At 53.3% G+C, this 10,493-nt stretch carries 13 protein-coding genes; 2 read left to right on the forward strand and 11 right to left on the reverse strand.

Annotated features, from left to right (window positions below; all coding sequences use genetic code 11):
• Positions 1 to 236: 236 nt before the first annotated feature.
• Positions 237 to 2,951 (forward strand): EAL domain-containing protein, encoded by a 2,715-nt coding sequence (locus tag F1002_RS20335; RefSeq protein WP_150430879.1) that lies wholly within the window; start codon positions 237 to 239, stop codon positions 2,949 to 2,951.
• A gap of 105 nt (positions 2,952 to 3,056) precedes the next feature.
• Here the strand turns inward: F1002_RS20335 and F1002_RS20340 are convergent, their stop codons facing one another.
• From F1002_RS20340 to F1002_RS20385, 9 genes are all read right to left on the reverse strand, one after another.
• Positions 3,057 to 3,416: a DUF6794 domain-containing protein gene (locus F1002_RS20340; protein ID WP_150430880.1), complete on the reverse strand. Its 360-nt coding sequence runs from the start codon at positions 3,414 to 3,416 to the stop codon at positions 3,057 to 3,059.
• Positions 3,417 to 3,483: 67 nt separating this feature from the next.
• Positions 3,484 to 4,110 (reverse strand): hypothetical protein, encoded by a 627-nt coding sequence (locus F1002_RS20345; RefSeq protein ID WP_150430881.1) that lies wholly within the window; start codon positions 4,108 to 4,110, stop codon positions 3,484 to 3,486.
• Between the two features lie 102 nt (positions 4,111 to 4,212).
• Positions 4,213 to 4,845, reverse strand: coding sequence for a hypothetical protein (locus F1002_RS20350; protein ID WP_150430882.1), 633 nt, complete (start codon positions 4,843 to 4,845; stop codon positions 4,213 to 4,215).
• 533 nt (positions 4,846 to 5,378) lie between these two features.
• Positions 5,379 to 5,729, reverse strand: coding sequence for a hypothetical protein (locus tag F1002_RS20360; RefSeq protein ID WP_150430884.1), 351 nt, complete (start codon positions 5,727 to 5,729; stop codon positions 5,379 to 5,381).
• Between the two features lie 430 nt (positions 5,730 to 6,159).
• Complete coding sequence (locus tag F1002_RS20365) at positions 6,160 to 6,534, reverse strand: hypothetical protein (protein ID WP_150430885.1); 375 nt, start codon at positions 6,532 to 6,534, stop codon at positions 6,160 to 6,162.
• A gap of 49 nt (positions 6,535 to 6,583) precedes the next feature.
• The gene (locus F1002_RS20370; RefSeq protein WP_150430886.1) at positions 6,584 to 7,141 is read right to left on the reverse strand and encodes a hypothetical protein; all 558 of its coding nucleotides are present in this window, start codon (positions 7,139 to 7,141) and stop codon (positions 6,584 to 6,586) included.
• A 102-nt stretch (positions 7,142 to 7,243) separates the two neighbouring features.
• Positions 7,244 to 7,765, reverse strand: coding sequence for a hypothetical protein (locus F1002_RS20375; RefSeq protein WP_191090490.1), 522 nt, complete (start codon positions 7,763 to 7,765; stop codon positions 7,244 to 7,246).
• Positions 7,766 to 7,883: 118 nt separating this feature from the next.
• Positions 7,884 to 8,324 (reverse strand): hypothetical protein, encoded by a 441-nt coding sequence (locus tag F1002_RS20380; protein WP_150430887.1) that lies wholly within the window; start codon positions 8,322 to 8,324, stop codon positions 7,884 to 7,886.
• 99 nt (positions 8,325 to 8,423) lie between these two features.
• Positions 8,424 to 8,804 carry a hypothetical protein gene (locus tag F1002_RS20385; protein ID WP_150427886.1) on the reverse strand — a complete coding sequence of 127 codons (381 nt, stop codon included), beginning with the start codon at positions 8,802 to 8,804 and terminating at the stop codon, positions 8,424 to 8,426.
• 116 nt (positions 8,805 to 8,920) lie between these two features.
• On the opposite strand from F1002_RS20385, the gene F1002_RS20390 reads away from it, so the two are divergent.
• A complete protein-coding gene (locus F1002_RS20390; protein ID WP_150430888.1) occupies positions 8,921 to 9,211 on the forward strand; it encodes a hypothetical protein in 291 nt (96 codons plus the stop codon).
• A 606-nt stretch (positions 9,212 to 9,817) separates the two neighbouring features.
• On the opposite strand, the gene F1002_RS20395 is transcribed toward F1002_RS20390, so the two are convergent.
• Positions 9,818 to 10,120, reverse strand: coding sequence for a hypothetical protein (locus F1002_RS20395; protein WP_150430889.1), 303 nt, complete (start codon positions 10,118 to 10,120; stop codon positions 9,818 to 9,820).
• Between the two features lie 122 nt (positions 10,121 to 10,242).
• On the reverse strand, positions 10,243 to 10,493 hold a 251-nt coding region (locus F1002_RS21360; protein ID WP_223879712.1), incomplete at its 5' end, for a hypothetical protein.

A 10,493-nucleotide genomic window follows, 5' to 3' on the forward strand; every position in this document is an offset into this window, starting at 1 on the left:
GGTCACACTTCGCTCACTTGCCAGTTATTTGAGGGAAGCATGGAACATAAGCAGTCGCTTCGTGCGAATTCACACACGTGATCCCACGCAGAAGTGCGTAGAATAAAATCGCAACGACAGATGTCTAAATACCCTTTAGGTACAACTGCTTGCGAGCTGCGGTTATAACGATCAATCCATATTCGAGCTTAACGGCTCGTTTCAGTCTGCCGATTTGCTGGACACAAAAAAGTCACATGCTGAGCCAATCTCCTTGGAGGTCTATCAAGCAAGTTCTATTCAAGGACAAGCGGAAAGACTTCTCCGTAGTACTACTCGCTGTTTTTCTTTCCGTCATTTTCTCCTTGGGCTGTGTTCTCAGCTATCAAAGCCTCTATGCCGACTATCGGGCCAAGAAGCACGATGAAGCCAGGCGGCTGTTGCTTAGTTTCGAGGCGAGTTCTTTACGGCTGTTCGACTATGCGGACAGCTATCTGCGTGCTCTCCGGGCCTACCACTACGAGCACGGAACGGGAACCCAGTGGCGGGAGTTTCTGCAAACCATCAGGGCGCCTCATTCGGAACAATTTTTCGGCGTGGTAACCGTGGTAGACCGCAACGGATGGGTGGTCTACCAATCCGAAACACCTAATGAGCATCTCAAGTCCTACGGTTCCATGGCCAAGCTGGATCACTTTCAATACTTCACCGGTCATTCGGGTGATTCCTTGTTCATTGGAGCAACGCGCCTCGGCAAGATGACCGGAAAGTATCAATATCGTGTGGGACGGCCGCTGCTCAAGGATGGAAACTTCGATGGCATGGTGATGCTGACGCTCGTTCCGGATCAGCTCATGGATCCCTTCAAGGCCATGAGCCTGGGGCGGCACAGTTCTGTCACCATGATGACGCTTGAACCGAAGCTTATTGCACGCCTGCCACGGCCCAATGAAGATGCTTATGACCGAAAGATGGCCAATCTGAAGGAATCTTACGGTGTGGATTTACAGACTGATGCAGAGGGCCAGGTATTCGATGTCGGCAGTCCATTTGAACCGAATAGTCGACGTGATATCTTTTTCAAACGATTGCCCGATTACCCGATAGCGATCATCGTCGGCGTCTCCGAGCTTGATCTTCAGGATGATATGGCCAACGCTCGCAATAGCCTATTCATCCTGGCCGCGCTGTTTTCAGCATCGGCATTGATTGTCGCCATGTTGATGCTGAGGGAGAAAATCCAGAACAGGCGCCTGACCGCCGCGCTCGCGGCCAACCGGGAAGCCGAGGAGCAGCTACGCATTGCCGCGGCTGCATTTGATTCTCAGGGAGGGACGCTGATCACCGATGCCGAAGGCGTCATCATCCGGGTTAACCGGGCGTTTTCCGATTCGACGGGATATCAGGTTGAAGAGCTGGTTGGCAAAACTCCGAGGGTGCTTAAGTCTGAACAGCACAACGATAGCTTCTACCAAAACATGTGGGAGAAACTTAAGCAAACCGGAGGGTGGCAGGGTGAGATATGGGATCGACGCAAGAATGGCGAAGTCTTCCCGAAATGGCTCACCATCTCGGCTGTGCGCGATGCAAAGAGCGTCATTACCCACTATGTCGCGACGCACTTTGATATCTCCGAGCGCAAGAAGGCGGAAGAGCGAATCCAGGAGCTGGCCTTCTACGACCAGCTTACCGGCCTGCCCAACCGGACACTCCTGCGCGATCGCCTGAAGCAGTCGATGATTGCCAGTGAACGAAGTGGCAATTACGGCGCACTCCTGTTTGTCGATCTGGACAATTTCAAGACAATCAACGATACGCTCGGGCACGATTGCGGCGATTTGCTATTGAAAGAGGTCGCGAAGCACCTCAGTACTTGCATCCGGGCGGGAGACACCGCTGCTCGCATCGGAGGCGATGAATTTGTGATTATCCTGAAGGACCTTGGCACGATCCTCAAGGACGCAGCCGCCCATGCAGAAAAGGTTGGCGAAAAAATCCTGCTGGCATTGGGTCGGCCGTACTTTCTCAATGATCACGACTATCACTGCACCCCCAGCATTGGCGTGACCCTGTTTGGAAACAAAGGCGAAACGCTGGAGGAAATGCTCAAGCAGGCCGATTTGGCCATGTACCAGGCCAAGGCTGCAGGGCGCAATACCCTGCGATTCTTTGACCCCGAGGTACAGACTGGCGTGGCTACCCGATTGGTCTTGGAGCGCGACATGCGTAAGGCGATCCAGGAGCAGCAGTTCGTACTTCATTATCAGCCACAGATTGATCTCCGTGGTCGATGTGTCGCGGCGGAAGCACTCTTGCGCTGGCTTCATCCGGAGCGAGGGATGGTCGGGCCGGATACCTTCATTCCGCTGAGCGAAGAAACGGGCCTCATCCTTCCCCTTGGACAGTGGGTGCTGGAAACAGCCTGTCGCCAGCTGGTTGAATGGGAGAAAACACTCGATTTTGCCCATCTGTCAGTCGCCGTGAATGTCAGCGGAAAGCAGCTGCATCAAAAGGACTTCGTAGAACGCGTTGTGGCTATTCTGGATCGAACCGGCGTTGATCCGCGCCGATTGAAGCTTGAGCTAACCGAAAGCCAACTGCTGACTGAAGTGGAAGGGACGATTGCAAAGATAACCGCGCTGAAAAATCGGGGGGTCAACTTTGTGCTGGACGACTTTGGAACCGGCTATTCATCTCTTTCCTATCTAAAGCGACTGCCCCTGGAGAAGCTCAAGATTGATCGTTCATTTGTCCGCGATGTCCTAACGGATCCCAACGATGCAGCGATCACCAAGACCGTTATTGCCCTCGCAAAAACCTTAGGACTTGGCGTCTTGGCGGAAGGGGTCGAGACTGAGGAACAACGACAATTCCTGGAGTCGAATGGTTGTTTCCTGTACCAGGGCTATCTGTTTGGTCGTCCATTGTCGCTGGCGGATTTCGAGAACTTCGCCCGCCTTCATGGCGGGTAGCAGACTGATAAAAATACGCGGGGCGGTTTCCAAGTCTAAATCTACGGTGGGGTTGTATCCATCAGTACGGTTAACTCAAATACAAGGTGAAGCTAGCCTGATGGGTCATTTTTGCAACCTTTCCCATACTGCCTCAATGATCTTCGTTGACGCGTCATCAGGAAGGCAGGGCTTTTCATCGCAAGCTGATAGAAGAAGCTTGCGATTGCCACGCCAAAGCCCGTAATAGTTGCGGATGCCAGTACCCCAGCCGTGATGGTATTGAATTAGATCTTCTTTCTTCGTACCTTTTATTAATGCCTGATCCTTCTCAGGAAGACGAGAAATAATCATTTGAACGGCGGCATCAACAGTCTCTGGCCATTTGTCGGGACCTAGCACTTCAGTTTCGTCAGCAACGACTAGCGACGAACAACAGAGCCACAGGACGGTGAGAAGTAAGGCGATGCGTTGGTTGTAGCGCATAAGGAAGGCTAACGTCTGAATTCACCGGCCTGCGTGGCTTTTCGCGCAGGTCCAGTGGAATGATGGGTTAGCCAGCACGTGACACCTTTTCAGATGGCCGGGGCACGATTTCGGCGTAACGCTCAATATTGCCAATTTGTATGCAAAAAGGGGGCAAGATGTCGGCTTTCTCAGGCGGCATCCAAGCAAAACGCCATTCCTTCTGGACGATATACCTCCAGTCCTTTACGAAGGTAGGGCCGTACTTGTGTTCTCGGCCGTAAGCTACTGCTCCATCAATGCCGGACCACCGCTGTAGAAACTGCTCGGCATAGAAGTGGATGCGTTCGCAAACCTCTTCTGGTTCGTGAATCACTAAGCAAGCATTCGAGCCAGCGAATTCGTCAAAAAGGAATGGATCAAATGCGCTCGAGAAGCTAAGGGTATAGTAATTAGTTCCGACTTCGTCTCGAAATACAACGTCGCCTATAGCTTTGATCGGTCGGCCAGTTGCGACATGAGTAATTGTGACCTTTTCGCCTGGAACAGCGTTCTCGCGAACAAGCTCATTGTCGTGACGGGCCGAGTCACCAAGCAATTCGCCGTAATAACTGGCAGGCACCAAGCGGAACTCGCCCAACATGAGTGAACGAATCAGCCATTGATGCTCAGAGTAGCGGAACAGTTTCGGACGGACGAAGGCGGGGGGCGGCATATAGTGCTGGCTAACGTCGAAGGTAAGGGGCGCTGCGCGGCGCTTTATCGCGCAGCGTCCAGCAACCGGAGGGAGCAGCCTTGACCGCAGGGTTAGCCGACATTACTTCCGGCCCTCGAACAGTTTGCGAACCCCAGCTTCGCTGTATTGGGCATCAAATTCCGAGCTATCAAGGTACCGGGCGATTTGTTCGCACTCCTCTATGCGCGGGGGGCTACGACCGTTTAGTGGCTGCACCATGGATGCAGCCAGACTATCAACTGCTTCTTCCGACAACTCGAAGTTGTTGCGAGCAAAACCTTTAAGCCAGGCAGTTTTCACTTGAGTCGTTGTAGACGGCTGTTGAACGATACAGCGAAGTGAGTCGCTCGATACCAATTGGGTTGCGAGAAACTGACGGAATCTCGTCGTGAACTGAGGGCTCCGATATTGCTCAATTAGAGCATCACATGCTCTCTTAACTTCCGGGGGCGCTGACTCATTGGCCGTGCTAAGGATTGCCCCTTCAAGCAAAGCCCATGTTTCAGATGGAAGGACGCTATCAGAAGTTTTCTTGGCCACTAAAAGCGCCCCCTTCAGACGCCCCCTCATCTCTTCGCCATGTTTCGAGCATTCTGCAATCTGGCCGAAAAGTGGCATCAAGAACCAGAAGGCGGGATTCGCTTCCTGCCCAAGTACGAGCCGGGGTGCAATGGCAGTCAATGCGAAAGCAACAGTTGCGATGAGCCGTTTCATATGTGGGCTAACGTTTGAGGTAACCGGCCGCCGGAGCGGCGCAGCCGCGGACCGCCTGCAAGCGTAGCTTGCAGGCGGTCCGCGTTGACCGAGAGGTTAGCCATCGAGTCAGGTACCATCAGTGGCTAGAGGGGCGGCGAAGCCACCTGAATCACAGATGGCCCAGACAATCCCATGCTCGAAAACTTCTCGATAAAAAGCAGCGGCATGTGCGGGGGCAATAGACATAGCATCTAACGTTGTAAATCACCGGACGCAGGCAAGCTTATGTGTGCTTTGAGCCGCGAAGACTCCATAAGATTGAACCGGACAATATCGTTGCCGAGCTTTACCTCAAAGTAAGTTCGTTTTCTAAAGAGCGTTTTGTCGCTGGTAACATTTTCAAACACATTAGCGAGATTGACGTCATCTCGCTGTATATAGATGGCACCGTTTGCTGGCATGTGATCTTTCAATACACCTAACGTGCAGCTAAACGGCGCGCCGCTTGCGGTGCGTCCGAGCGACCGAAGGGAGCGTTTTTGAGCGGAGTGTTAGAGCGCAATTTTGCCAAGAGATACCTCTTTGCCTGGATTAACCTGGGTGCCATAGCGAACCACTGCTGTTTTCCGAATGACGCCTTCACAGCTGACGATGACCTCGTAATTTTCTGGCTTTGGGGAAACTACAAAGTCTTCCGAAAAGGCTTGGCGTTCGATTGCTCTTTGCGCATGAGGCAGGCGCCCTCCTGATTCTGACAACAGATAAATTTCGCAATTTTTTGTTGGGACGGAAAGTTCGCCCGTGACGTAAAACATCCCGTCGCCGACAACTAGCCCGGTGCACCCACCGATGAGAACCGCAGGGGTGAGTGCAAGAAAAAGTAAGTAACGGAGAAACTTCACCTTGCGCTCTAACGTTTTAGGTAAGGGGCGGCCCGCTTGCGGGACGTCCCAGCGGCCGAAGGCCGCGCCTTGACCGTAATGTTAGAAGGCATTTTTACTCCCGCGATTGAAGCGGAGTGCAACCAATGTGGCTATGGCACACCCTACGAAAAGCCAGAATGAACTAAGGCTGAAGAACGGCGTGGCCACGTATGGGAAGCTTTCGGTGAAGCTACATTCCCAAGAGGAATAGTTAAAACTGCCGCCATGATCCAAGCATGAATCGGGTGCCAAAAGTTGCCCGATGAAACGCCAAAGAGTTACGAGGCTTGGCAGCAAAACTAGCACTTTAGTGATTGCAGCGCGCATACAGGCTTATGACTTCTAACGTGGAGTTGAGGCGCCTGCGCGGCTTTTCGCGCAGGTCGCCTCGAACGCAGGGTTAGAGGTCTTAGTTGCGAACAACATAGCGATAGAACTTTGGTTTGCCGAACAAGCCTTCGATCTCTTCCAAGGCGCGCTCACTCTCTGCGGTTAGATACGAGACAAGCTTGCCATCATGCAATTTGACGATTGCGATGAAGCCAGGCCACCACGCCACATCACCGGGTTGTGGCTCTGACACTTCGCGGAAGTTTGGAGAGCTAGGTAGATCCTTGGCGGGAACATAGGCGTAGTTGAAACCGGCGTTACCGAAGATGAACCAGACGAACTTGGACCCATCTTGATTTTGCGCCTGCGTAAATGGCAACGTGCGCCCGGGTTGCGCCGCGGATGCAGAGAGCGACAACAGCAGGACAGCGAGGATAGTGGCAATAGTGCGCATGAGCCCTCTAACGTTCAAGGTCCGGTTGACCGCAGGGTTGGGCGTCCACTTACGCATAACTATGCTGAAAGAAATTTGGAACGTGACCCTCACGGATTTTGCGCTCCCATAGATCGAGCCAAGTGCCGCCCATCTCCCAGAACACCCGGCATTGTTCAATGTAGGCCAGCACGGGCTCAACGTGGCCAAGCTTTAGAAGCGCTTTGGCAAGTTGCATGGTCGGCCCGAAACTATTGAGTTGCGGAGAGCCTGGCGTTTTCCCTGACGCATGAAGCTCGCCGATTGCGGCCACAGAGTCTTGTTCATTCAGCGCCAGAAGCCCCAGGACGGCATGCCCAAGATGAATGGCGTTGCCGTAGTTCCAGTTGTCTTGAAACGCAGGCGCCAAAGCGAGGGCGCGCTCGGCAAACTGTTTGGCTTCGCCAAACTGCCCAAGATGGAAGGCCGCTGCCGCGGCGGACGGGAGATGAGTAAATGCCTCGGCGTCTCCTTCGGCCCCGGCGAATTGCGCAAGCTCGCCCGGCGCTCGATCGACGGCGATCTGTCGCATTGCGGCCTCCATTTCGGGCGTGAACGGCTCCTTCTCGGTTTCTTCTTCGTAGCTCATGCGACGTGGCCTTTGGACGCCCAACGTCGAAGGTAAGGGGCGCTGCGCGGCGCTTTATCGCGCAGCGTCCAGCGACCGTAGGGAGCGGCCTTGACCGCAGTGTTAGGCATTGACGGCCTCGATATGCTTCGCGAGTAGTTCCTTGATGGAAGCGCGGGCGAGTTCAATGGAATAACCGCGAGCAACGCACTCAAAAGTGGTGTCGTGAAAGGTAAGGATGAAGTGCCGTTTCCCCTCCATGTACATTTTTTGGTCATGCCTCGGATGAACAGAATTCATCTTCTCAAGCAGCCGAATCCACTGAGAGTTCAGGATCTCGAAGGCGCCATACGGGCGAAGGCCTTTTGACGCCAGACGGTGGCCAGCAAATGCCTCATCATTTGGCGGGCCGAACGTGTGAATAGATGGCCGCTCAAACGTCACAACCGCAGCGGGTTCACCGGAAGACTCGACGCCGACCATACGCACATAGGTTCCGTCCCAGTTGGGGTCCGGTTCCTCGACATAGAACAGGACAGCCAATGAGTGTTCAGTGGCAACAATTGCGGGGCATGGCGCACCAACCGATGATTGGGGAAAGCCTTCCAGAGCGACAACTGTTTCAGCGGATCGTAGAGAGAACATTGCGATGCCTAACGTTTAGCTTGAGGGGCGACCGAAGCCCGAAGGGTGGAGGGGGGCTGCAAGCGCAGCTTGCAGGCCGTCCCCTCGAAGCGATGGTTAGCCCTGTGGGATGCTGTTCTCATGAGTGCGGCGTTGGTATAGAGAGCAACTGCAACGCAGTAAGAACAAACCACATGAACATGAAAGACACAATCAGGTAGCTCCAGCCGCCCTTGGTGCAGAAGAGGAAGGAAAAGGTTCTTTTTAGACGCTTGGCGTCGGATTGTCCGGGGAGTTTGTTCAAATCTTTGACGATTGAGAGATGCGCTCCCATGGCTATATCGATGGGCAGCAGTATCTTCTTTACACCATAGGCGAGGTTGAGAAACACGATACCAATGAAGGCGCAGAAGGCCAGCACGACAAAGAGGTACTCTCGAAGTGATATTGCGAGTGGAACTACCCGCATGATGGTCGCGGCGGCGAAGAACCAAGTGAGATTTTTCAGAATGGCTTCGATGACTTCGACGTCCAGGATGGCGTCTGAGAACTTCTTGCTGGTGGAGGATTCGGTAGTCATGCGCAAATAGGGCTAACGTTGTAGGTAAGGGGCGCTGCGCGGCGCGGCGCTTTATCGCGCAGCGTCCAGCGACCGGAGGGAGCGGCCTTGACCGCAATGTTAGGTGTTGAGCGCATGAAGAACCTGAATTGCCAAGGCACCGGCGCCAACACCAATGCCTCTATTGTGCTTTCCGAGGTTCTGACTGTCGGTCACGTCTCGCCATTCGTAGACCTCGGGTTCCGAATCTCCATTGTCGATTTCAAACTCGATGAATCTCTCATTTTGGGTAAGCAGAACTCCAAACATTCCTTGAATGCCAGGGTAGTCAATTTCGAGATCGATAACGACTGCCTTTGAGAGATCAACAGTTCGCTGCTGGGAAGCACGCAGCAGTGCCTCTGGCACAGGATGGGTGCGCCAGTACTCCGCAGTTTCGCGGAGTGAACGCAAGGTGCGTGCATTCTGCTGTTGCACGTTGAGTTGACGGGGCTTACGCACGACTGGAACGCCTAACGCTTAGGTGATGGGCCGAGGCAACGCCAGTTGCCGAAGGTCCAGCGCGAAGCGCGACATCGACCGCTGTGTTATGCGGATTTTTAATACGGAGAAAGACAATGAAGATTCAAGGCCCGATTGAAGTTGAACTGAAGGTGAGCGTAACCAATGGAGAAGGCGTTGATGGAGTGGCGACCATTGGCCTTGGAAAAGGCTGCTACCCGAGCGAAGAGAAGATGCGCGAGGCGGTGGCGAAGTTTGAACGCGAGAGCATGCCGGAAGGCTTCCGGCTGATGACAAAGTGCGAATGGTGGAACACGGTTTGCCCGCCGACTTACGAAGAGGATGAGGACGGCGAGCGCCACCCGATGCACTTTGCGGTTCCAGGTGGCAATGACTACGACGCATAACGTGAAGCTAACCGGCGAGGGCAGGCGCAGCCTGACCGAGTCCAGTGAGCGAAGCGAACGAGGTTAAGCGCAGGGTTAGGGCGAGACGGTCGATGCATAACGAATTTTAATTTCACCAGTTGTTGGAGACAAAATAGGTAGGATTCATCGATTGACCTCAACTATTTCTACCCTTTCTCTCCCGAACCTCTCGCTAAGCTTACGGGAAATCTCCGCTTCTATAGGCTCTCCGATCGATACGGCTGATGTGTCCACAACGCGCATTCGAGCGCCAGCGTCGAAGGAATAGACTTCCAGGAAAACAGGACCTCGGAACGCACGGCAACGTTCTCCGAAGTTTGGGAGGCATGCTTCGGCCTTAAACCCCCTTGCTTGTGCGACCTCGGTGGCCACTTGGACTATTTGATCGAATGTGACCGGAACCACAGTTTCTCGAAACCTCACATCGGAAATGCGTACGCGGAATGTATCGCAGGCAGATAAATACCAAACGAATGGTATTAGCGCCAAGATTCGAGAAAAGGCCATGTGAAATGGGAGCCCTAACGTTGAAAATCACCGGACGCAGGCAAGCGCAGCTTGCCGGAGGTCCGGTGGATTGTGGTGTTAGGCCGATGGGCGTCTAGCTCGGAGAGCGGCACTGGCAATCATAATGTTGCAAAATTGAACGGCATCACTGTAATTGCGAAGTGAATAGACTCCACGACCGTATTTGCCACTATCTTCGCTTTCTCCGCCTTCCCATTGATGCACTTGAACATAGCCAGATGAACTGTTAGCCCAGACTTCAAATGCCACCGCATTGTATTTGTCGATGAATACTTGAAACTTAACATCACCCCCGGTCACCGAGTAATTCTGTTCGTCAGCGACATTTTTAATAAGTTTGACGAGGTTTTGTAAATTCATTCTATTTCCTTAATGGATGGTGGATACGAAGGGAAAAAGGAGGGTGCATTAAAGCGGCCTAACGTTGGAAATCACCGGACGCAGGCAAGCGCAGCTTGCCGGAGGTCCGGTGCATTGGAATGTTAGGCTTCGAGAACACGCTTAACGACCCCAAAACCGACAAGGCGTAACCCTTCCTGTATGCGCCACTCGGTACCGATGGCTAGGTGTTTTCGTAGACCGCGCACGTTTAGAAAGGTAACCACAAGATTTCTCGTTTGGCCTGGATAAAGGAAGTCACCTTCTTCAAGTTCCACTTGGCCAATGAACATGTTTCGATTGTCGGGTCCGCCGAAGTTATGGTTTGGGCGGTAGTGTTTTGTAATAGGCCGTT

This window comes from Dechloromonas sp. CZR5 (assembly GCF_008711155.1).
Classification (GTDB): Bacteria; Pseudomonadota; Gammaproteobacteria; order Burkholderiales; family Rhodocyclaceae; genus Azonexus.

Bases quoted from the DNA above. Each gene is read 5' to 3' on its own strand.
- F1002_RS20345 (WP_150430881.1), bottom strand. From the start codon at position 4,110: ATGCCGCCCCCCGCCTTCGTCCGTCCGAAACTGTTCCGCTACTCTGAG.
- F1002_RS20340 (WP_150430880.1), bottom strand. From the start codon at position 3,416: ATGCGCTACAACCAACGCATCGCCTTACTTCTCACCGTCCTGTGGCTC.
- F1002_RS20375 (WP_191090490.1), bottom strand. From the start codon at position 7,765: ATGTTCTCTCTACGATCCGCTGAAACAGTTGTCGCTCTGGAAGGCTTT.
- F1002_RS20350 (WP_150430882.1), bottom strand. From the start codon at position 4,845: ATGAAACGGCTCATCGCAACTGTTGCTTTCGCATTGACTGCCATTGCA.
- F1002_RS20390 (WP_150430888.1), top strand. From the start codon at position 8,921: ATGAAGATTCAAGGCCCGATTGAAGTTGAACTGAAGGTGAGCGTAACC.
- F1002_RS20370 (WP_150430886.1), bottom strand. From the start codon at position 7,141: ATGAGCTACGAAGAAGAAACCGAGAAGGAGCCGTTCACGCCCGAAATG.
- F1002_RS20365 (WP_150430885.1), bottom strand. From the start codon at position 6,534: ATGCGCACTATTGCCACTATCCTCGCTGTCCTGCTGTTGTCGCTCTCT.
- F1002_RS20335 (WP_150430879.1), top strand. From the start codon at position 237: ATGCTGAGCCAATCTCCTTGGAGGTCTATCAAGCAAGTTCTATTCAAG.
- F1002_RS20395 (WP_150430889.1), bottom strand. From the start codon at position 10,120: ATGAATTTACAAAACCTCGTCAAACTTATTAAAAATGTCGCTGACGAA.
- F1002_RS20380 (WP_150430887.1), bottom strand. From the start codon at position 8,324: ATGACTACCGAATCCTCCACCAGCAAGAAGTTCTCAGACGCCATCCTG.